The following is a 21082-nucleotide window of genomic DNA, read 5'->3' as shown; positions in this document are numbered from 1 at the left end:
CACCCGTCATCATGGGTCCGTGCCCACGACCCCGGACGACGACGAGCTCGAGCTGATCCGGCGCTCGGGCGTCGTGCTGCGGGTCGGTCGGCTCAGCCTGTCGGCCGGCACCGGCTCGTACCGGGTCAAGGCGTCGATGCTGCGCGTGGCGCACGCGCTCGGCATCGACCGGCACGAGGCGCACGTGACCCTGACGGAGATCACCACCACCTCGCACCGCGGGCCCAGCTTCCGCACCGAGGTGGCCGAGGTGCGCACGATCGGCGTGAACGTCGACCGGCTCGCGGGGCTGGAGCACCTGGCGGGCCGCCTCGACGCGGCCGGGCAGGCGACGGTCGAGGACGTCACCGCCGAGCTGGACCGCATCGCCGCCAAGCCACCGCTCTACCCCGTGGTGCTCAACGCTCTATGGGCCGCGCTCGCGTGTGCCGCGTTCTCGTTCCTCAACAGCGGCGGGGTGGTCGAGGTCGTCGGCGTGTTCGTCGGCGCGTTCCTGGGCCAGGCGCTGCGGCGCTCGATGCTCCACCGGGGCTTCAACCAGTTCGGCGTCACCATGCTCAGCGCCACCGTGGCGTGCCTGGCCTACGTCGGGCTGGTCGGGCTGCTGCAGGCGACGGGCGCCACGGGCGGTGGTCACGAGGCGGGGTACATCTCGGCCGTCCTCTTCCTCATCCCCGGGTTCCCGCTGGTGACGGGCTTCCTCGACCTGGCCAAGCTGGACTTCTCCGCGGGCGTCGCGCGCCTGGCGTACGCGCTCATGATCCTCACGTCCGCCGCGCTCGCCGTCTGGGCGCTGTCGCTCGTCGTCGGCCTCAGCCCGGACCCGGCGCCGCGGACCGCCCTCGACCCCGGCCTGCTGCTCACGCTGCGCTTCGTCGCCAGCTTCCTCGGGGTGCTCGGCTTCGCCCTCATGTTCAACAGCCCCTGGCGCATCGCCCTGGCGGCGGCCGTCATCGGCATGGTGGCCAACGTGCCGCGGATCGCCCTGGTCGAGGGCGGGGTGCCCCCGCAGGCGGCCGCCGCGACGGCCGCCCTGGTGGTCGGGTTGCTCGCCGCCGTCGTCGCGCCGCGGCTCGACGTCCCGCGGATCACGGTCTACGTCCCGGCGGTCACGATCATGGTGCCGGGCGTGCTCGCCTACCGGGCGGTCTTCCACATCTCGAACGGGGAGACCGTCGAGGCGCTGTCCTCCGGGGTGCAGGCCGCGCTGGTGGTCGCGGCGCTGGCCATCGGGCTGGCCATCGCTCGCATGCTCACCGACCGCACGTGGGCGTACGAGCGCTGAGCCTCACACCTGCTGCGCGCGCTGCAGCCGGGCGTACCGGCCGTCGGCGGCGAGCAGGTCGTCGTGCGTGCCCACCTCCACCACGCGGGCGTCGTCGAGCACGACGATCCGGTCGGCGGAGCGGATGGTCGACAGGCGGTGGGCGACGACGAGGGTGGTCCGGCCGCGCATGAGCCGCGCGAGCGCCTCCTTGACGGCCGCCTCGGACTCCGGGTCCAGGGCGGACGTCGCCTCGTCGAGGAGCAGGATGCGCGGGTCGCGCACCAGCGCCCGGGCGATCGCGATGCGCTGGCGCTGCCCGCCGGACAGCCGGGCGCCGCGTTCCCCGACCACGGTGTCCCAGCCGTCGGGCAGGGCGTCGACGATCTCGGCCGCGTTGGCATCGATGAGGGCCGCGCGCACGCGCTCGTCGGACACGCGCGGCAGGCCGTAGGCCACGTTGTCGCGGATGGACCCCTCGAACAGCACGGACTCCTGCGGCACCACCGAGACGTGCCGCCGCACCGTGCGCAGGTCGAGCAGAGCGGTGTCGACGCCGTCCAGCAGCAGCCGCCCGCCGGTGGGCCGCAGGAACCCGAGGGCCAGGTTCAGCACGGTCGACTTGCCCGAGCCCGACGGCCCGACGAACGCGACCGTCTGCCCCGCCTCGATGGTCAGGTCGATGCCGTCCAGCGCGTCGGTGCCCGCGTCCGGGTACCGGAAGTGCACGTGCTCGAGCGTCAGCCGGCCCTCGACGCGCTCGACCCGCCGCTTGCCGGCGTTCTCCTCGAGGTCCGGCTCCTGCATGACCTCGGCGATGGACCGCACCGACTCGAGGCCCTTGGCGCCGATCGGCAGGAGCATCAGCAGGTTGGTCACGGCGCCGGTGATCAGCGCGAAGTACGAGCTGAGCAGCACCACCTGGCCGGCCGTGATCGCGATGACGCCCGTGATCGACATCCACGCGGCGAGCACCAGGCAGAGCACCCCGAGCAGCTGCAGGCTGACCCAGCTGAGCGACGCGAACCGGCCGTTGAGCACGTCGAGCCGGTAGCCGGCGGACCGGACGCCCTCCGCGCCGACGGCCACGCGCTCCTCGGCGGTGGCCTCCAGGCCGTGCGCGCGGGTGATCGGCATGAGCGTGGCCATCTCGCCGACGCGCGCCGAGAAGAGTTCGACCTCGCGCCGGAACGACTCGTTGCGCTCGCGGGAGCGCTGCGCCAGCACCGTCCGCAGCAGGACCGCGAGCGGGATGGTCAGCGCGTAGACCGGCAGGAACTCGGGCACGGCGATCGCGGTCATCACGATGGCGCCGAGCATGACCATCGTCGCGGAGAGCAGCGGGTGGGCGATCTGCTGCAGCATCACCTCGACGTTCTCGACGTCGCGCACCACCTTGGTCTGCACGATCGAGGCGCTGACCCTGCTGTGGAAGCCGATCGAGAGGCTCTGCAGCCGAGCGGTCAGCCCGTTGCGCAGGTCGGCGCCGATCTGCCGCACCGCGCCCATGAAGAGCTTGGTCCACTGCACGTGGTTGGGGTAGTTCTGCAGCAGCGCGGCGACCGCGACGGCCGCCCAGAGCCACAGCTCGCTGGTCGGGCCGCCGGCGACGACGACGTCGATCACCTTGCCGGTGATCACCGGCATGAGCCAGAGCGGGACGTCCTTCATGGTGAAGAACGCGACGGCCGTCAGCACGCGGCGGCGGTGGGCGCCGAGCAGCCGGAACACCGACCGGACCGGGTGGGCGCCGTCGATGTCGACGACCGCGAGGCTCGTGGGGGCGCTGTCGGTCACGGGCTCCATCGTGACATCCGGAGGCGCGGACGGATAGCGCATTCCGTCATCGGGATGGCTCGCGTGAAGACATCGTTGCGCTGAGCGCAACGGACTCTTCACGCGAAGGCGGCGGGGCCCCTAGAGCCAGGTGCCGTCCCGCATGACCCAGCGGCCGGCCAGCTCGTCCTCCTCGCGCCACACCTGGATGGTGCGTGGGGTGAGCCGGAAGTACGGGTAGGCGGTCGAGAGCGTGCGCGGGTCGAAGCCGGCCTTGGCGGCGAAAGAGTCGCCCAGCTGCTGCGGCACGGTGATCAGCACCTCGACGGCCCCCTGCACCAGGACGACGTCCCGGGTCAGCCCGATGCCCACCTGCACGCTCGGGTTGGCGGCCAGGTTCCGGGCAGTCGGGCTGCTCGCGGTCGTCGAGAAGAGCAGGGCGTCGTCGTGCCAGAGGAACGACAGCGGGGTCAGGCGGGGCGCGCCCGTGTCGGTGTCGGTCGTCGCCACCCACGCGTCGACGTCGTGGCCGAGCCGGTAGAGGGCGTCCTGCCGGCGCTGCTCGGTGCTCCGCGGGCCGATCACTCGCGCACCCGGTCGAGCAGGAGCACGGCGATGTCCGCGACCTCGGGGACCCCGACGCCGTGGCTCGCCGCGACGCCGTCGGAGAGCATGACGGTGCAGAACGGGCAGGCGGTCGCGACGACGTCGGCGCCGGTGGCGATCGCCTCGTCGGCCCGGACCGTGCCGATGCGCGTGCCGATCGACTCCTCCATCCACACCCGCGCCCCGCCGGCGCCGCAGCAGAACGACTGCTCCCGGTTCCGCGGCATCTCTGTCAGCTGCAGGCCCGGGATCGCGCCGAGCAGCTCGCGCGGCGGGGCGTACACCTGGTTGTGCCGGCCGAGGTAGCAGGGGTCGTGGTAGGTCACGGTGCGCTCGTCGGTCGACTCCAGGGGCGTCAGCCGGCCGTCCGCCACCAGCGTGTTGAGCAGCTCGGTGTGGTGGACCACCTCGTACCGGCCGCCCAGCTGCGGGTACTCGCGGGCGATGGTGTTGAAGCAGTGCGCGCAGGTCACCACGATCCGCTGGGCACCGACCTCGTTCAGCGTCTCGACGTTGGCGCTGGCGAGCATCTGGAACAGCAGCTCATTGCCCGCCCGCCGCGCCGGGTCGCCCGTGCAGGACTCCCCGTCGCCCAGCACGGCGAAGCCGACGCCGGCCGTGTGCAGCAGCTCCGCGACGGCCCTCGTCGTGCGGATCGCCCGGTCCTCGTACGCACCCGCGCAGCCGACCCAGAACAGGTACTCGACCTCGGCCGCCGACTCCACGTCGACACCGACCACCGGCACGTCGAACTCGAGACCCTTGGCCCAGTTGAGCCGGTTCCGGGCGGGCAGGCCCCACGGGTTGCCCTGCCGCTCCAGCTTGCTGAACGTGCCGCCCAGCTCCTTGGGGAACGCCGACTCCATGAGCACCTGGTAGCGCCGCATGTCGACGATCGCGTCCACGTGCTCGATGTCGACCGGGCACTGCTGCACGCACGCGCCGCAGGTCGTGCAGGCCCACAGGGCGTCGGGGTCGATCACGCCGGAGCCCAGCAGGTCGAGGCCCGCGTGGCTCTCGGAACCCGCCTGCAGGTACGGCGCCGTGGCCGCGGCGTGGTCGCGCAGCGCGAGCGTCACCAGCTTCGGCGAGAGCGGCTTGCCGGTGGCCCACGCCGGGCACTGGTCCTGGCAGCGTCCGCACTCGGTGCAGGTGGAGAAGTCGAGCAGGCCCTTCCACGTGAAGTCCTCGATGGCGCCGACCCCGAGGCGGGCGTCGTCGGGCAGGTCCTCGAGCGCGGCGAGGTCGACGGGCGCGCCGGCGAGCGTCAGCGGCTGCAGCGGACCCAGCGCGGCGCCGCCGGTGGGCTCGCGGCGGGCGTACACGTTGACGATCGCGAGGAACCGGTGCCACGCGACCCCCATGGTCGGCTGCAGCCCGACCACCACGAACCACGACATCGACACGACGATCTTCACGGTCGCGACGACGACGACCGCGGCCTCCAGCGTCGTCGTCGCGACCCCGGACCACGACGCGCCGAACCAGGCGGTCAGCGGGAAGTGCCACGCGCTCGCCGAGCCGAGCGCGTACTCCAGGCCGCGCAGCACGAGCACGCAGAGCACGACCACGAGCACGGTGGCCTCGACGAAGAACGCCTGGGCCTGGTTCGACCCGAAGAACCGCGAGCCGCGGTCGGTCGACCCGAGCCGGATCCGCAGGGTGATCAGGGCGAGGATGCCGACCAGCGAGAGCCAGGCGATCGCCTCGATGGCCCACTCGAGCGGTGGGAGGTGGCCGATGACGGGCAGCGCGAAGTGCGGGTCGACCACCTGCCCGTACCCGGTGACCAGCGTGAGGAACAGCAGCGCGAACGACACCATGACCACCCAGTGCGCCGCCTTGACGACGGGCCGGTGCTGGAACCGTCCGTGCCCCAGCACCTCGCGCGTCAGGGTCGCCAGCCGCGGGCCCACGGGCCGCCACCGACCGGTGGTGGGCCGCCCGATCCGGACGGTCCGCACGATCGCGCCCGCCCCGCGCGCGAAGATCCCGACTCCGACGACGGTCGCGACGAGCACGAGGACCAGGCACACCACCTGCAGAACGGTCACGCGGCCACGCTAGCGGCGCGGATGCGCGCGGGCCCGGGACTTCCACCGCGCGGTCGGTGGTGTGACGAACCGCAGGCACCCGTGGGAAGAGGCGTGGGAATCGGGTTGGTAGAGTCTTGACCAAATCTTCAGTGCATCGCGGGGGCGCAGACGACGGCCGCCGCGCATGCTCGGACCTGCGCCTCACACAACAGACCCACCCCGAACGACCCGACCGACCACCCGCCCTACAGGACGGAGCCGGACGTGCTGCTGCTGCTCGCCGTTCACCTGGCCGCAGCCGTCGTCGCGCCCCTGCTCGTCCGCTGGTGGGGTCGCAGGGCGTTCTGGGTGCTGGCGCTCGCACCGGCCGCCGCGGCCGCCTGGGCGCTCAGCTGGACCACGCAGGTGCAGGCCGGCAACGGGCCGGTCGAGCAGGTCGAGTGGATCCCCGCGCTCGGGCTGGAGCTGACGTTCCGGCTCGACACCCTGTCGTGGCTGATGACCCTGGTGGTCGGCGGCGTCGGCGCCCTGGTGCTCGTCTACTGCGCGGCGTACTTCAAGACGAGCGCGTCGGGGCTGGGGCGGTTCGGCGGCGTGTTCGTGGCGTTCAGCGGCTCGATGCTGGGCCTGGTCACGGCCGACGACATGCTCCTCATGTTCGTGTTCTGGGAGCTCACCACCGTCACGTCGTACCTGCTCATCGGCCACTACGCCGAGCGCAAGGCGAGCCGCCGCGCGGCCATGCAGGCCATCGTGATCACCACGGCGGGCGGCCTGGCCATGCTGGTCGGCCTCGTGCTGCTGGGTGAGGCCGCGGGGACGTACCGGCTGTCGGAGGTGATCGCGCACCCGCCGCAGGGCACGCCCACGGTCACCGTCGCGATCGTCTGCCTGCTGGCCGGCGCGGTGACCAAGTCGGCGCTGATCCCGTTCCACTTCTGGCTGCCCGCCGCCATGGCCGCGCCGACCCCGGTGAGCGCGTACCTGCACGCCGCGGCGATGGTGAAGGCCGGCGTCTACCTGGTCGCGCGGTTCGCGCCGGCGTACTCGACCGACCCGACCTGGTACTGGATCGTCGTCGTGCTCGGCTGCGGCACCCTGCTGCTCGGGGGGTACCGGGCGCTGCGCCAGCACGACCTCAAGCTCGTCCTCGCGTTCGGCACGGTCAGCCAGCTCGGGCTCATCGTGCTGCTGGTCGGGCTGGGCACGCGGGCGACGGCGCTCGCGGGCCTGGCGATGCTCGGCGCGCACGCGATGTTCAAGGCGGCGCTGTTCCTCGTCGTCGGCGTGGTCGACGCCGCGACCGGCACGCGTGACCTGCGGCGGCTGTCGGGGGTGGGCCGCGAGCTCAAGCTGACCGCGCTCGCGGGCGCCCTGGCGACGGCGTCGATGATCGGGCTGCCGCCGTTCGCGGGGTACGTGGCCAAGGAGGCAGGGCTCGAGGCGCTCCACGGCGAGCCGGTGATCCTGACCGCGGTCGCGGTGGGCTCGGTGCTGACCGTCGCGTACGGGCTCCGGCTGTGGTGGGGTGCCTTCGCGACGAAGCCGGCCGTCGTACCCGAGGCCCTCGAGGAGTCGACCGGGCCCGGCACGTCGCTGGGCGAGGCCGCGCACGACGACGCCCACCCCGCCGCCATCACGCACCCGTCGCTGCTGCTCGTGTGGCCGGCGATGATCCTCGCGGTGCTCGGCCTGGCGGTCGCCCTGCTGCCGCAGCTGGGCGAGCACCTGCTGCGCCCGTACGCGGACACCTATCCCGAGGGGCCGCCCGGCCACCTGGTGCTCTGGGCCGGGGTCACGCCGACCTTCGTGCTCACCCTCGGGATCCTGCTGGCCGGCGCGCTGCTGTTCGTGGTCCGCGACCGCGTCGAGCGTCTGCAGACCGCCGCGTACCGCGGGCCCGAGGCGGACAAGGTCTACCGGCGGTTCATGCGGCGGCTCGACGACGTGGCGGCCGACGTCACGGCGGTCACGCAGCGCGGTTCCCTGCCCCTCTACCTGGGCCTGATCCTCGTGGTGTTCGTGCTGGCCGTCGGCACCACGGCGCTGCTCAGCACCACGTTCCCCCGCAGCTTCACGGTCTGGGACAACCCCGCGCAGCTGGTGTTCGCGGGCGGCACGATCGCCTCCGCGCTGCTGGTCACCCGGGCCCGGCGACGGCTCAAGGCCGTGATCCTGCTGGGCATCGGCGGCTACTCGGTGGCGGGCCTCTACCTGCTGCACGGCGCGCCCGACCTCGCCCTCACGCAGGTGCTGGTGGAGACCGTGACGCTCGTGGTGTTTGTGCTGGTGCTCCGGCGGCTGCCCCCGTACTTCTCCGACCGGCCGCTCGCCGCGAGCCGGTGGGTGCGCCTGGCGCTCGGGCTCGCGGTCGGCCTGACCGTGGCCGGCGTGGCCCTGGTGGCCCCCGGCGCGCGCATGCACCTGCCGGTGTCCACGGACTTCGCGGAGGAGGCCGTCCGGTTCGGCGGCGGGAAGAACATCGTCAACGTCACGCTCGTCGACATCCGCGCCTGGGACACCATGGGCGAGATCTCGGTGCTGCTGGTGGCCGCGACCGGCGTCGCGTCCCTGGTCTTCCTGTCCCGGCGGAGCGGCGCCATCTACCGCGCGCAGGACGCCCGCCGCGACCGGGCCGTGTGGGGCGGCACGGCCGACCCCATGGCCGAGCTGCGCCGCCCGGGCGGCGACGCCGCGGAGGTCGACGCCGGCGGCATGGTGGCCGACCGGGACGAGTCGGCCGTGCCGTCCAGCGCGTCCCGCGGCAGCGAGTGGCTGCAGGCCGGCCGGACGCTCGCGCCGCAGCGGCGGTCGGTGATCTTCGAGGTCGTGGTCCGGCTGCTGTTCCACACGATGATCGTCTACTCGGTGTTCCTGCTGTTCAGCGGCCACAACGCCCCGGGCGGCGGCTTCGCGGCGGGCCTGGTCACCGGCATCGCGCTCATCGTCCGCTACCTGGCGGGCGGCCGGTACGAGCTCGGGGAGGCCGCGCCGGTGCAGCCGGGTGTGCTCCTCGGCCTCGGGCTCTTCCTCTCCGCCGGCGTGGGCCTGCTCGCGCTGCTGGCCGGCGGCGAGGTGCTGCAGTCGTGGATCCTCGACCTCCACCTGCCGCTGATCGGCGACCTGCACCTCGTGACGTCGCTGTTCTTCGACATCGGCGTGTACCTGGTCGTGGTCGGCCTGGTGCTCGACATCCTGCGCAGCCTCGGGGCCGAGATCGACCGCCGCGCCGAGACCGGCGAGGACCCGGTGGCGGTGGACGCGGCCGGCGGTGCGGTGGACAGCGACCGGGACGTGCCCTCGCAGGTGCGGGCCGGGGCCAAGCCCGCCGGCTGGGACGGGGGCGTGCCGTGATCGACATGAGCCCCAACATCGTCCTCGTCGTCACCATCGGCGTGCTCTTCGCGGCCGGCGTCTACCTGCTGCTCGAGCGGAGCCTGTCGCGCGTGCTCATCGGCGTCATCCTCATCGGCAACGGCGCGAACCTGCTCTTCCTGGTCGCCGGCGGCGCCGCGGGCCGGCCGCCCATCGTCGGCGTCGAGCCCGAGGGGCAGATGAGCGACCCGCTGCCGCAGGCCATGGTGCTCACCGCCATCGTCATCACGCTCGGCATGACCGCGTTCCTGCTGGCCATGGCCTACCGCTCCTGGCAGCTGCACCGGCACGACGAGGTGCAGGACGACGTCGAGGACCGCCGCATCGCCCGGCTCGCGGCGCGCGACGAGCTCGCCGTGGCCGACGCCGACATGGCGGAGGCCGCCGAGACGCTGGACGAGGAGGCCGCCGAGGCCCGCGACGAGACCGACGAGGGCGCGCCGGCCCGGGTGCCGGAGGTGTCGTCGTGAGCGACTTCTCCTGGGTGGTCCCGCTGCCGGTCGTCATCCCGCTGTCCGCGGCCGGCCTGGCGCTGGCCCTGTACCGCCGCCCGAACCTCCAGCGGCTCGTCTCGGTGGTGGCCCTCAGCCTGGTGCTGCTGGCCAGCGTGACGCTGCTGGTCCTGGCCGACGACGGCCCGCTCGTGGTGGACGTCGGCGGCTGGGCCGCGCCCGTGGGCATCGACCTGGTGGCCGACCGGCTGTCCGCGCTCATGCTCACCATCTCGAGCGCGGTCACCCTCTGCGTCCTGCTGTACTCGCTGGCGCAGGGTGGTGAGGACGACGAGGAGTCCGCGCCGGTCTCCATCTACCACCCGACCTACCTGGTGCTGACGGCGGGCGTGGCCAACGCGTTCCTGTCGGGCGACCTGTTCAACATCTACGTCGGGTTCGAGATCCTGCTGGCCGCCAGCTACGTGCTCATCACCCTGGGCGGCACCGGCGAGCGGATCCGCGCGGGGACCATCTACATCGTGGTCGCGCTGCTGTCCTCGGTGCTGTTCCTCGTGGCGATCGCGATGATCTACGCCGCGTGCGGCACCGTGAACCTGGCGCAGCTGGCCATCCGGCTGCCCGAGATCGACCCCGGCGTGCGGCTGGTCCTGCAGGTGCTCCTGCTGCTCGCGTTCGCCATCAAGGCGGCCATCTTCCCGCTGTCCGCGTGGCTCCCCGACTCCTACCCGACCGCTCCCGCACCCGTGACCGCGGTGTTCGCGGGCCTGCTGACCAAGGTCGGCGTCTACGCGATCATCCGCACCCAGACGCTCCTGTTCCCCGACGGCCGGCTGGACGACGCCCTGCTCTGGGCGGCGCTGGCGACGATGGTGGTCGGCATCCTCGGCGCGGTCGCGCAGGACGACATCAAGCGACTCCTGTCGTTCACGCTGGTCAGCCACATCGGGTTCATGGTGTTCGGCGTCGCGCTGGCCACCGACCTCGGCTACACCTCCGCCATCTACTACGTCGCGCACCACATCACGGTGCAGACCGCCCTGTTCCTCGTGGTGGGCCTGGTCGAGCGCGCGGGAGGCTCGACGTCGCTGACCAAGCTGGGCGGCCTGGCCAAGCTCACGCCGGTGCTGGCCATCCTCTTCTTCGTGCCCGCCATGAACCTGGCCGGGATCCCGCCCCTGTCCGGGTTCCTGGGCAAGGTCGGGCTGCTCGAGGCCGGTGTACAAGTGGGCACACCCCTGGCGTACGTGCTGGTGGGCGGCAGCGTCCTGACCTCGCTGCTGACGCTCTACGCGCTGGTCAAGGCGTGGAACAAGGCGTTCTGGCAGACCCCCGAGGTGCCCCGCCCGCCCGTGCGCCTGCCGTTCGGCATGGTCGCCCCCACGGCCGCCCTGGTCGGGGTCGGCCTCCTGCTCACGGTCGCGGCCGGTCCCCTGTACGCCTACACCGAGCGCGCGGCCGTCGCGCTCACCGAGCGCAGCCCCTACGTCGACGCCGTGCTGCCCGACGGCGAGCGCGGCCAGGGCGTGTCCGCCGACGTCGCGGAGACCCACCCATGAGCCTGCACACGCGCCGGCGCACGTGGCGCACCCAGTGGGCGACGATCGCCTGGCTGACCGTGGTCTGGGTGTTCCTCTGGGGCGACCTGTCCGTGGGCAACGTGCTCGCGGGCCTGCTCATCGCGCTGGCCGTGACCACCGGCCTGCGCATGGCCCCCATCGAGTTCCACGGCCGGATCCGACCGGTCGGCCTGGTCCGGCTGCTGGTGCGCTTCGCCGCCGACCTGGTCCGGGCCTCGTTCGAGGTCAGCCTCATCGCCCTGCGCCCCCGGTACGTGCCGCGCGGGGCCGTGATGGGCGTCCAGCTGCGCAGCCACTCGGACCTGTACCTGACCATGACGGCCGAGCTGGCGTCCCTGGTGCCGGGGTCGCTGGTGGTCGAGGCGCACCGGCTCACCGGCATGCTGTACCTGCACGTGCTCGACGTGCGGCAGAGCGGCGGGATCGAGGCCGCGCGGCGGGCCGTGCTGGCGCAGGAGGAGCGGGTGCTGAGGGCGTTCGCGTCGGACGAGGAGCTGGCCGCGGCCGGGCTGGGGGTGCGCGCGTGACCGGGGTCGTGGTGGTCTGCGGGGTGCTGCTGACCGTCGGCTTCGTGCTGGCCGTGATCCGTGCCGAGAAGGGTCCGTCGATGCTCGACCGGACCATCGCGCTCGACATCGTGGTCACCACCATGATCGCCGCGGTCGCCCTCTACGCGGCCGTCAACCGCCGCACCGACGTGGTGCCCGTGCTCGTGGTGCTCTCGCTGGTGGGCTTCGTCGGCTCGGTGACCATCGCGCGGTTCGCCTCCGTCGAGCCGGAGGGCGAGGGCCGGGTGCGCACGCGCGAGGAGATCGCCGCGCAGGAGGCCGAGCGGATGGATGCTGAGGACGTGGCCGAGGAGGGCCGCCGCTCCGGTCGCCGCGAGGGCACCGACGAGCACCACGGCGGCGGGGCGGAGGGGGAGGTGCGATGACCCAGGACCAGTGGACGACGGTGGCCGACGTGGCCTCCGCGGTGTGCCTGCTGGGCGGCGCGTTCCTCGCGTTCGCCGCGGGGGTCGGCGTGCTGCGGTTCCCCGACCTGCTGGCGCGCATGCACGCGGGGACCAAGCCGCAGGTGCTCGGCCTGATCCTCGTGCTCATCGGCCTGGCGCTCCGGCTGCGGTCCGGCGGCGCGGTGTGGGCCCTGGTGCTGGTGGCCGTCTTCCAGATGCTCACGGCGCCGGTCGCCGCGCACATGGTCGGCCGGGCGGGGTACCGCACCGGCAAGGTCCGGCGCGACCTGCTGGTGGTGGACGAGCTGACGGACGACGTGGAGCGCGCGCAGGGCGACGAGAACGAGCGCACGCGGTCATGACCCGGCCGGACGTCGTCGTCGTCGGCTCCGGGCCCAACGGGCTCGCGGCGGCGGTGACGCTCGCCCGCGCGGGCCTGGGCGTCCAGGTGCTCGAGGCGCAGCCGACCGTGGGCGGCGGCGCCCGGACCCTCGACCTGGGGCTGGCCGACGGGATCGTGCACGACGTCTGCTCGGCGGTGCACCCGATGGCCTGGGCGTCGCCGTTCTTCCGGGCGTTCGGCCTGGCGGCCCGCGGCGTCGAGCTGTTGGTCCCCGAGGTGTCGTACGCGCACCCGCTGCCGGACGGCCGCGCGGGGATCGCCTACCGCGACCTGGCGCGCACGGTCGGGGCGCTCGGCGTCGACGGGGCCGCGTGGCGCGCGCTCGTCGGGGGCGCGCCCGCGGACGTGGTGAAGGTCGCGCTCGGCGACAAGCGCTCGATCCCCCGGGTGGACCCCCGGTCGGCGGTCCGGTTCGGGCTCGGGGTGCTGGAGCAGGGCACCCGCGCGTGGGACCGGCGGTTCGTCGACGACGTCGCGCCGGCCCTGCTCACCGGCGTCGGGGCGCACGCCATCAGCCGGTTGCCGTCGCTCGCCGCCGCCGGCACGGCGCTGCTGCTGGCCACGCTCGCCCACGGCGACGGCGGGTGGCCCCTGCCGCGCGGCGGGTCCGGCGCGATCACCGCGGCGCTGGTCGCGGACCTCGAGGCCCACGGCGGCACGGTCCGCACCGACCACCGGGTCCGCGGCCACCGGGACCTGCCGATCGCGCACTGCTACGTCTTCGACACCACGCCGCGGACGCTCGTCGAGGTGCTGGGCGAGCGGTTGCCCCCGCGCACCCGGGCCGCGCTGGAGGCGTTCCGATACGGGGACGCGGCCGCGAAGGTGGACTTCGTGCTCGACGGCCCGGTGCCGTGGGCCGCGCCCGACGTCGGGCGGGCCGGCACCGTGCACGTCGGCGGCACCCGCGCCGAGATGGTGCGGGCCGAGGACGCGGTCGCGCGGGGCGACCACGCCGACCTGCCGATGACGCTGGTCAGCGACCCGACCGTCGTGGACGACTCCCGGCAGGTGCACGGCCGCCGGCCGCTGTGGACGTACGCGCACGTGCCGAAGGGTTCGTCCGTGGACGTCACGGAGGCGGTGACCCGGCACATCGAGCGCTACGCGCCGGGGTTCCGGGACGTCGTCGTGACGTCCCGCTGCACGCCGGCCGCGCACCTGAGCCACCACGACGAGAACTACGTCGACGGCGACATCTCGGCGGGTGCGGCCACCATCGGGCAGCTCTTCGCGCGCCCGACCCGGCGGCTCGACCCGTACTTCTCCGGGCGCGCCGGCGTCTACCTCTGCTCGGCCTCGACCCCTCCCGGCCCGGGCGTGCACGGCCTGGGCGGGTGGTTCGCGGCCCGGCGCGTGCTGCGGGAGTTCGGCATCTCGACCATGCCGAGGCTGGCTCCCTGACGCGTCAGCGCTCGCCGTACCGCGCCAGCGCCGCGAGCACGCCGGTGTCGACGCCTGCGAAGAACGACGCGTCGGTGGCCTCGACCGCCTCGATCGCCTGCCGCGCCAGCTCGGCACCGGCCTCGGTGACGCGGACGACCTTCGCGCGGGCGTCGTCGGGGGAGGCCTCGCGCCGCACCAGGCCCTTGGCCTCGAGCCGGGCGACGACGTCCGAGGTCATCTTCGGGTCGGTGCCCGCCTGCGCCGCCACGCCGGCCTGGTTCGCGGCGCCCTCGTGGCTCTCGAGCCACCACGCGCACGCCAGCAGCACGAACTGCACGTGCGTGAGGCCGAGCGGCGCCAGGGTGGCGGTCATCTCGCGCTGCCAGCGCAGGGTGGCGTGCCAGAGCAGGAACCCGGGGCTCTGCGCGGGACCGCCGGCGAACCGCGTCACACGCGCGAGCCGGCGGCGTCGAACAGCGCAGCCATCGCGGTGCCGAAGTCGTCGCTGATCTGCGGCCCCAGCTCGGGCCCGACCTCGTCGCCGGCGGGGCCGTCGATCTCGAGCCGGTGCGTCACCCGCGTGCCGCCCTCGACCGGGACCAGGGTGTGCCGGAACAGGAGCGTGACGTCCCCGTAGACCGTGCGGTCCGCGTACGTCTCGGGCTCGACCAGGTCGACGATCGTCGACTCGAAGGTGTCCTGCCCGACCGGTGTGACCGAGACGGTGCTGCCGACGGCGAACTCGCCTTGCAGCTCGAACGAGTCGGCCCCGTCGTAGGTCAGGGTGCCGCGGTGCAGGTCGCGCAGCGCGGCCCACACGGTCTCGCGCGGCAGGGTGGTCTCCGCGGTGTGCTCGGTGCTCCACATGGCGCGCCTCCTCATTTAGTCCGTGCACCGACTATAGGCGCACGGACTAAATGATCGTAAGAGCCTGCGTCCTGTGCGTCGGGGCGCTCAGTCCGTCGGGTCGAGATCGGGCCTGGCGTCGACCTTCGCCGCGAACCGCGCGGTCCCGCGCGTGGCCAGCACGCGCGCCATCGCGACGAGGGCGCCGGTGAGCGCGGCGGCCGCGATCACCTCGGCCAGCCCGGCGTCGCCCTGGTCGTCGGCCTTCGGCGGCTTGTGCCCGGTCTTCGCCTTCCAGGCCTGGCTCAGCACCTGGTTGACGACGAACGCCGCGGCGAGGGCGGCGCCGGCGCCGATGAGCTTGGCGACGATGGACGTCGACTGGGTGTGGTCCGACATGGGTGATCCTCCGGAGGTGCTGGACGGGACTGAGACGACCGTAGCCCGGCGCGCGTCGGTGTGCCGCTCGGGTCGGCGTAGGATCGCGGACGAACGACAGGGGAGCGTCGGACCCACGGGTCTGGACGCTGAGAGTGCGGACCACCGCAGACCCTCGAACCTGATCCGGTTGATACCGGCGTAGGGAGTCGGGCTTCTCAGTCTCCGTCGCTGCCGCGAGGCTGCGCCGGCGGCCCCCTCCTTTCCATCCGAGGAGGAGCATCACCCATGGCGAGGATCCACTCGCTCACCGCACTGGTCGCCGTCGCGGCGCTGGCCGGCTGCTCGGCCATCGGTTCCGACGAACCGGCCCCCAGCGGGTCGTCCGGCACCGTCACGCTGGTCACGCACGACTCGTTCGCCCTGTCCGACGGCATCCTGGCCGACTTCGAGAAGCAGACGGGCCTGCACGTCGCCGTCGTGCAGCCGGGCGACGGAGGCACGCTGGCCAACCAGCTGGTGCTGACCAAGGACGCGCCGCTGGGCGACCTGATGTACGGCGTCGACAACACGTTCGCATCCCGCGTCGTGTCCGAGAAGGTCGTGGCCCCGACCGACACGCCCGACGCCTACGACGGCGCGCTGGTCCCCGTCGACTACGGCGACGTCTGCATCAACGTCGACCACACGTGGTTCTCCGAGCACGGCCTCGCGGAGCCCGTGACGCTCGAGGACCTCACCAAGCCCGAGTACAAGGACCTGCTCGTGGTGCCCGACGCGGTGACGTCGTCGCCCGGCCTGGCGTTCCTGCTGGCCACGATCGGGGCGTTCGGCGAGGACGGGTGGCAGGCCTACTGGGCTGCGCTCAAGGCCAACGGGCTCAAGGTGGCCGACGGCTGGTCGGACGCGTACACGACCGACTTCTCCGGGGGCGGCGGCGGTGGCCCGCGCCCGATCGTCCTGTCCTACGCGTCGTCCCCGCCGTACACCGTCCCGAAGGGCGGCACGGAGCCGACCACCGGCGCGCTGCTGGACACATGCTTCCGGCAGACCGAGTACGCGGGCGTGCTGGCCGGCGCGGCGAACCCCGCGGGCGCCCAGAAGCTGCTCGACTTCCTGCTCTCCGACGAGGTCCAGGACGACATCCCCGTGTCGATGTACATGTACCCGGTGAGCACCACGGCCACGCTGCCGGACGACTGGGCGGCGTTCGCCCCGCTGGCGACCCACCCGTTCGAGGTCGCTCCGGACGACATCACGAAGAACCGCGAGACGTGGCTGTCGCAGTGGTCGGACACGGTGATCGGCTGACCCATGAGTGCGACCGTGCTCGCCCGTCCCGACGCCCCGTCCGCGGTGGCGTCGGGACGGGCGCGCCTGGTCGCGTTCTGGTCGCTGGCCGTCGCGGTGCCGCTCGTCTTCCTCGGGCTGTTCTTCGCGTGGCCGGTCGCGGTGATGATCGCCAAGGGGTTCGTCGTCGACGGGCACCTCGACCTCGGCGGGTTCGCCGACGTGTTCTCGCGCCCGCGCACCTGGCGGATCATCGGGCTGACGATCGGGCAGGCGACCCTGGGCACCGCGATCTCGCTCGCGCTCGGCGTGCCCGGCGCGTACGTGCTCTACCGGCACTCGTTCCGGGGGCGGTCGCTGGTGCGGGCCCTGGTCACCGTGCCGTTCGTGCTGCCGACCGTCGTGGTCGGCGTCGCGTTCCGGTCGCTGCTGGTCAGCGGGGGCCCGCTCGGGTTCCTGCACCTCGACGGCACGTTCGCCGCCATCGTCGCGGCGCTGGTGTTCTTCAACTACGCGGTCGTCGTGCGGGCGGTGGGCGGCCTGTGGGAGCGGCTGGACCCGCGGGCCGAGCAGGCGGCCCGCGCGCTGGGCGCCTCGCCGTGGCGGGCGTTCCGCACGGTGACCCTCCCGGCGCTCGCCCCGGCGATCGCGTCCGCCGCGTCGCTGACGTTCCTCTTCTGCGCGACCGCGTTCGGCACGGTCCTGGTGCTCGGCGGGCTGCAGTTCGGCACCATCGAGACCGAGATCTGGGTGCAGACCACCCAGTTCCTGGACCTGCGGGCGGCGGCGGTGCTGTCGGTCGTCCAGCTGGTGGTCGTCGCCGGCGTGCTCGTCGTGGCCGGCCGCGCGCGGTCGACGCGCGAGCGGGCGCTCGCGCTCACCGTGCCGGAGTCCTCGGTGCGACCGCTGCGCCTGCGCCGGCCCGCCGGCATGCCGCCCGGCGACGGGCACGCGCTGACGCTCGCCGCGGCCGCGGTCACCGCCGTCGTCGTGCTGCTCCTGGCGCTGCCGCTGGTCAACCTGCTGGTCCGCTCGCTGCAGACGCGCGACGGGCTCGGGCTCGACAACTACACGGCGCTGGGCACCACGGGCGGCGCGCTGACCGTGACCGTCTGGCAGGCGACGATCAACTCGCTGCGGGTCGCGCTCGACGCCACGGTGCTCGCGCTGGTGGTCGGCGGGCTGGTGGCGCTGGTGGTCTCGCGGCGTCCGCGCCGCGCGGTCGGGCGCCGCGCGGTGGCCGGGCTCGACGCCCTGTTCATGCTGCCGCTCGGGGTGTCCGCCGTGACGGTCGGGTTCGGGTTCCTGCTGTCGATGCACCACCCGTTCGGGCTGCCCGTCGACCTGCGGACCAGCCCGGTGCTGGTGCCGATCGCCCAGGCCGTCGTGGCCGTGCCGCTCGTGGTGCGGACCGTGCTGCCGGTGCTGCGCGCTATCGACCCGCGCCTGCGCGAGGCCGCCGCGACCCTGGGTGCCGGGCCCGGCCGCGTGCTGCGCACGGTCGACCTCTCGATCGCCGCCCGGTCCCTCGGCCTGGCCGTCGGGTTCGCGTTCGCGGCGTCGCTGGGGGAGTTCGGCGCCACGTCGTTCCTCGCCCGCCCCGACCGCCCCACCCTGCCCGTCGTCATCTTCCGGCTCATCGGGCGGCCGGGTCCCGAGTCGTACGGCATGGCGCTGGCCGCGTCCGTGGTCCTCGCGGTGCTCACCGCGGGGATCGTCGCGGCCTGCGAACGACTGCGCGCCCCCGGCGCCGGAGGTGAGTGGTGACCGGTCTGTCCCTGCGCGACGTCGTCGTGCGCTACGGCCCCTCCGTGGCCGTCGACGGCGTCTCGCTCGACGTCGCCCCCGGGTCGGTCGTCGCCCTCCTCGGGCCGTCCGGCTGCGGCAAGTCGTCGCTGCTGCGCGCGGTCGCCGGCCTCGAGCCGCTGGCGGCCGGCTCGGTCTCGTGGGACGGCACGTCGCTGGCCGGCGTCCCGGTGCACCGGCGCGGGTTCGGCCTGATGTTCCAGGACGGGCAGCTGTTCGCGCACCGGTCCGTGGGTGGGAACGTCGCCTACGGGCTGCCGCGGGGGTCGTCGGTGTCCCCGCTGCTCGAGCTGGTGGGCCTCGCGGGCTACGAGGATCGGGCCGTCGCCACCCTGTCCGGCGGCGAGCGCCAGCGCGTCGCCCTGGCCCGCGCGCTCGCCCCGTCGCCGCGCCTGCTCCTGCTCGACGAGCCGCTCTCCGCGCTCGACCGGGCGCTGCGCGAGCGCCTCGCGGTCGACCTGCGCGCCGCCCTCGTCGCCACGGGCACCACCGCCGTGTTCGTCACGCACGACCAGGACGAGGCGTTCGCGGTCGCCGACCGGGTGGCCGTCATGGCCGCGGGCCGGTTGCTCCAGGTCGACGCGCCCGCCGACCTCTGGTCCCGCCCGGCCACGCGCGAGGTCGCCGCGTTTCTCGGGTACGAGGCGTTCGTGCCGCTCGACAGCCCCGCGGCGGCGCCGCTGCGCGAGGCGCTCGACGTCGCGCCGTCGGCCGCCACGCTCGCGCTCGCCGAGGGGGCGTTCGTCGTCGGCCGGTCCGGCGTGGCCAAGGGCACCGTCCGTGGGGTGGCGTCGCGGCGGGGGCGCTCCGAGGTCCGGGTCGACGTCGACGGCATCGGCGCGGTGACCGCGCTCGGGCCCGTGGGCGGCCGGTGGGCGGTCGGCGACGTCGTCGTGCTCGGGGTCGAGCCCGACGCGCTCGCGGTGCTGCCGCTCGACTGATCGCGCGCACGGCCCCCGCGGGGATACGGTCGGAAGATCAGGTTGGCGGCCGAGTACCGAGGTGATGGCGATGACGCTGGAGCTCCGACAGATCGTGTCGATCGACATCGCGGCCCCGCTGGGCACGGTCTGGCAGCACCTGCGTGAGCCCGAGCTGGTGCACCGCTGGTACAGCTGGGACCACGACGGCCTCAACGCCGAGATCCAGCAGGTGTTCGTCGACGGTCCCACCGAGACGCAGGACGTCGTCGGCGACGAGACCATCCACGAGCTGCACTGGCCGCACCACGACACGCTCACGCTGCGCTCCGCGGTGCACGAGCCCCAGCACACGCACCTGACCGTCACGCGGCGCAGCCACCAGGGCACGTCGACCTTCGACGGCATCCGCGACGAGGTGGACGAGGGCTGGATCGCGTTCGCCCACCAGCTGCGGTTCGCGGTCACCGTGCACCCCGACCAGGAACGCCGCACGCTCAGCAGCTTCGGGCTGCCCGCGGGCGACCGCGACGACCGGCTGCTCGACCGCGCCGGCCTGGTGGGCGTCCGCGGGGTACCCATCGGGGGCCACGTGCAGGCCCGCCGGCCCGACGGGACCCTGCTCGGCGGCACGCTCGACTACGTCACGCCGCTGCAGATCGGGCTGCGGCTGCACGGGATCTCCGAGATGTACCTCGTGCTCATGGAGACTCCCGCGGCCCACACCCCGCCGCACGGCACCGTCGACGCGATCCTCTCGACCTACGGCCTCGACGACATCACGTTCGGTCAGGTGCAGGAGCGGTGGGGCCGGTGGTGGGCGCAGGCCGTCCCTCGTCAGGCCCGCGTCACCTCAGCTTGAGCTGCCACTCGCCGGAGCCGCCCGCCGGCTGGAACCCGAGCGCGACGTTGATGGCGAGCATGTAGGAGTTCTCCTCGGCGTTCCACGTGCCGATGCGCCGGACGCTCGGCCGCTCGGCGGCCAGGCGCTGCAGGTTCGCCGTCTTGACCAGCATGCCGAGGCGCTTGCCGCGGTGCTCCTTGAGCACGAGCGTGTCGTGCTGGTGCACGAACTCGTCGGTGTTGGGCACCGCCATGAACGCCGTGAACGCGGCGAGCGTGTGCGTCGGCAGGTGCTCCGCGGCCAGCACGAGCAGCTCGATCCCGCGCTCCTCGAACTGCTTCTCGGTGCTGCGGATCCGCGCCGCGTCCCAGACGTCCTCCTCGAAGTCCAGCCCGCCCAGGGGTGCGTCGGTGCTCATCCGGGTGTTGAGCAGCGCGAACTCGTCGACCCACTCCTCCGGCGCCGCGCCCCGCCAGCTGACGATCCCGTAGTCGGGGCCGGACTTCGCCTCGGCCTGCGCCCGGTGCTCGGCGATGATGGCGGGGTCGAACGGGAGGTCGAACCGCGAGTACCGCGCGACCTGCTCGAGCGCGAAGCCGCGCGCCAGCGCGAAGCGCACCCCCGCGTCGGTCGTCGACACCCGGCCCGTGCCGGTCGTGGGAGCCAGGGTGTCCGGCCCCTCCGGGGGCTCGACCTGCTGGTCCGACGACATCGTCATCTGGGTGCGGCCGTCCGCGCGGACCATCGCCTCCGCGGCGTCGAAAAGGCTGCTGCCGATGCCCCGCCCCCGGTGCTCCGGCAGCACGCCGACGTCGAGGTGCGCGGTGTGCGTGTTGTCCTGCAGCGGCATGAGCAGCGCGGCGAAGCCGAGCACGCGCGTCGGGTCGGGAGCGTCCGCCTCGTCGTCCCGCACGGCCACCAGCCGAGGCTTCCGGTCGTAGCGCTGGTCGTGCATCGAGCCCAGGATCTCCCGGGCGGTGCGCTCGAAGTCGCGGGTCCCCCAGGAGTCGACGAGCACCTGGTTCATCGCCGCGGTGTAGCCGTGCAGCAGCCACGCGCTCTCGTCGGCGGTCTCGGAGACCGGCACCTCGCGGATCGACCACGTCGTCATGCCGTCCACGATCCGCCCGTCGGCACCGGGTGGCCACCCCTTTTTCGACGCCGT

At 73.6% G+C, this 21082-nt stretch carries 19 protein-coding genes and 1 riboswitch; of the genes, 12 read left to right on the top strand and 7 right to left on the bottom strand.

Annotated elements, in window-relative coordinates; genetic code table 11:
• The first annotated feature begins 19 nt into the window (after positions 1–19).
• Positions 20–1285 carry a threonine/serine ThrE exporter family protein gene (locus AB5970_RS07390; protein WP_370503277.1) on the top strand — a complete coding sequence of 422 codons (1266 nt, stop codon included), beginning with the start codon at positions 20–22 and terminating at the stop codon, positions 1283–1285.
• Between the two features lie 3 nt (positions 1286–1288).
• Here AB5970_RS07390 and AB5970_RS07385 read toward each other — a convergent pair whose 3' ends face one another.
• The 3 genes from AB5970_RS07385 to AB5970_RS07375 all read right to left on the bottom strand — a co-directional run bounded on the left by AB5970_RS07385 (position 1289) and on the right by AB5970_RS07375 (position 5700).
• Positions 1289–3061, bottom strand: coding sequence for an ABC transporter ATP-binding protein (locus AB5970_RS07385; protein WP_370503276.1), 1773 nt, complete (start codon positions 3059–3061; stop codon positions 1289–1291).
• A 120-nt stretch (positions 3062–3181) separates the two neighbouring features.
• On the bottom strand, positions 3182–3625 hold the full coding sequence (locus AB5970_RS07380) for a pyridoxamine 5'-phosphate oxidase family protein (protein ID WP_370503275.1): 444 nt from the start codon (positions 3623–3625) through the stop codon (positions 3182–3184).
• Positions 3622–5700 (bottom strand): (Fe-S)-binding protein, encoded by a 2079-nt coding sequence (locus AB5970_RS07375; RefSeq protein WP_370503274.1) that lies wholly within the window; start codon positions 5698–5700, stop codon positions 3622–3624. The genes AB5970_RS07380 and AB5970_RS07375 overlap by 4 nt, the downstream gene beginning before the upstream one ends.
• Positions 5701–5946: 246 nt before the next feature.
• Here AB5970_RS07375 and AB5970_RS07370 point away from each other — a divergent pair, with 246 nt between their 5' ends.
• From AB5970_RS07370 to AB5970_RS07340, 7 genes are read left to right on the top strand one after another with little or no spacing between them, the layout of a single operon-like run.
• Positions 5947–9036 carry a Na+/H+ antiporter subunit A gene (locus AB5970_RS07370; protein WP_370503273.1) on the top strand — a complete coding sequence of 1030 codons (3090 nt, stop codon included), beginning with the start codon at positions 5947–5949 and terminating at the stop codon, positions 9034–9036.
• A 5-nt stretch (positions 9037–9041) separates the two neighbouring features.
• Positions 9042–9527: a Na(+)/H(+) antiporter subunit C gene (locus AB5970_RS07365; protein WP_370503272.1), complete on the top strand. Its 486-nt coding sequence runs from the start codon at positions 9042–9044 to the stop codon at positions 9525–9527.
• On the top strand, positions 9524–11068 hold the full coding sequence (locus tag AB5970_RS07360) for a Na+/H+ antiporter subunit D (RefSeq protein WP_370503271.1): 1545 nt from the start codon (positions 9524–9526) through the stop codon (positions 11066–11068). The genes AB5970_RS07365 and AB5970_RS07360 overlap by 4 nt, the downstream gene beginning before the upstream one ends.
• Positions 11065–11616 (top strand): Na+/H+ antiporter subunit E, encoded by a 552-nt coding sequence (locus AB5970_RS07355; RefSeq protein WP_370503270.1) that lies wholly within the window; start codon positions 11065–11067, stop codon positions 11614–11616. Before AB5970_RS07360 ends, AB5970_RS07355 begins: the two co-directional genes overlap by 4 nt.
• A complete protein-coding gene (locus tag AB5970_RS07350; RefSeq protein ID WP_370503269.1) occupies positions 11613–12023 on the top strand; it encodes a monovalent cation/H+ antiporter complex subunit F in 411 nt (136 codons plus the stop codon). Before AB5970_RS07355 ends, AB5970_RS07350 begins: the two co-directional genes overlap by 4 nt.
• On the top strand, positions 12020–12406 hold the full coding sequence (gene mnhG, locus AB5970_RS07345) for a monovalent cation/H(+) antiporter subunit G (RefSeq protein ID WP_370503268.1): 387 nt from the start codon (positions 12020–12022) through the stop codon (positions 12404–12406). The genes AB5970_RS07350 and mnhG overlap by 4 nt, the downstream gene beginning before the upstream one ends.
• Entirely contained in the window at positions 12403–13851 is a 1449-nt protein-coding gene (locus AB5970_RS07340) for a phytoene desaturase family protein (RefSeq protein WP_370503267.1), read from the top strand. Before mnhG ends, AB5970_RS07340 begins: the two co-directional genes overlap by 4 nt.
• A 4-nt stretch (positions 13852–13855) precedes the next feature.
• Here the strand turns inward: AB5970_RS07340 and AB5970_RS07335 are convergent, their stop codons facing one another.
• The 3 genes from AB5970_RS07335 to AB5970_RS07325 all read right to left on the bottom strand — a co-directional run bounded on the left by AB5970_RS07335 (position 13856) and on the right by AB5970_RS07325 (position 15078).
• Positions 13856–14284, bottom strand: a complete 429-nt coding sequence (locus AB5970_RS07335; protein WP_370503266.1) for a MarR family winged helix-turn-helix transcriptional regulator — start codon at positions 14282–14284, stop codon at positions 13856–13858.
• Positions 14281–14700 (bottom strand): SRPBCC family protein, encoded by a 420-nt coding sequence (locus tag AB5970_RS07330; protein ID WP_370503265.1) that lies wholly within the window; start codon positions 14698–14700, stop codon positions 14281–14283. The genes AB5970_RS07335 and AB5970_RS07330 overlap by 4 nt, the downstream gene beginning before the upstream one ends.
• An 87-nt stretch (positions 14701–14787) precedes the next feature.
• Complete coding sequence (locus AB5970_RS07325) at positions 14788–15078, bottom strand: DUF4235 domain-containing protein (protein ID WP_370503264.1); 291 nt, start codon at positions 15076–15078, stop codon at positions 14788–14790.
• A gap of 88 nt (positions 15079–15166) precedes the next feature.
• A riboswitch (TPP riboswitch) is annotated at positions 15167–15282 on the top strand.
• A gap of 63 nt (positions 15283–15345) precedes the next feature.
• Between AB5970_RS07325 and AB5970_RS07320 the strand changes: the two genes are divergently transcribed.
• The 4 genes from AB5970_RS07320 (at position 15346) to AB5970_RS07305 (ending at position 19935) form a co-directional block, all read left to right on the top strand.
• Positions 15346–16368, top strand: a complete 1023-nt coding sequence (locus tag AB5970_RS07320; RefSeq protein WP_370503263.1) for a thiamine ABC transporter substrate-binding protein — start codon at positions 15346–15348, stop codon at positions 16366–16368.
• A 3-nt stretch (positions 16369–16371) separates the two neighbouring features.
• Positions 16372–18114, top strand: a complete 1743-nt coding sequence (locus tag AB5970_RS07315) for an ABC transporter permease (protein WP_370503262.1) — start codon at positions 16372–16374, stop codon at positions 18112–18114.
• Positions 18111–19094, top strand: coding sequence for an ABC transporter ATP-binding protein (locus AB5970_RS07310; RefSeq protein ID WP_370503261.1), 984 nt, complete (start codon positions 18111–18113; stop codon positions 19092–19094). Before AB5970_RS07315 ends, AB5970_RS07310 begins: the two co-directional genes overlap by 4 nt.
• A 70-nt stretch (positions 19095–19164) precedes the next feature.
• Complete coding sequence (locus AB5970_RS07305; RefSeq protein ID WP_370503260.1) at positions 19165–19935, top strand: hypothetical protein; 771 nt, start codon at positions 19165–19167, stop codon at positions 19933–19935.
• Here AB5970_RS07305 and AB5970_RS07300 read toward each other — a convergent pair.
• On the bottom strand, positions 19922–21028 hold the full coding sequence (locus AB5970_RS07300) for a GNAT family N-acetyltransferase (RefSeq protein ID WP_370503259.1): 1107 nt from the start codon (positions 21026–21028) through the stop codon (positions 19922–19924). The two genes, AB5970_RS07305 and AB5970_RS07300, sit on opposite strands and share 14 nt — an antisense overlap.
• Positions 21029–21082 lie beyond the last annotated feature (54 nt).

Source organism: Cellulomonas sp. ICMP 17802 (assembly GCF_041295535.1).
Lineage (GTDB): Bacteria > Actinomycetota > Actinomycetes > Actinomycetales > Cellulomonadaceae > Cellulomonas.
The sequence above is the reverse complement of the archived record's forward strand: the minus strand, read 5'-3'. Positions and strand labels throughout refer to the sequence as shown.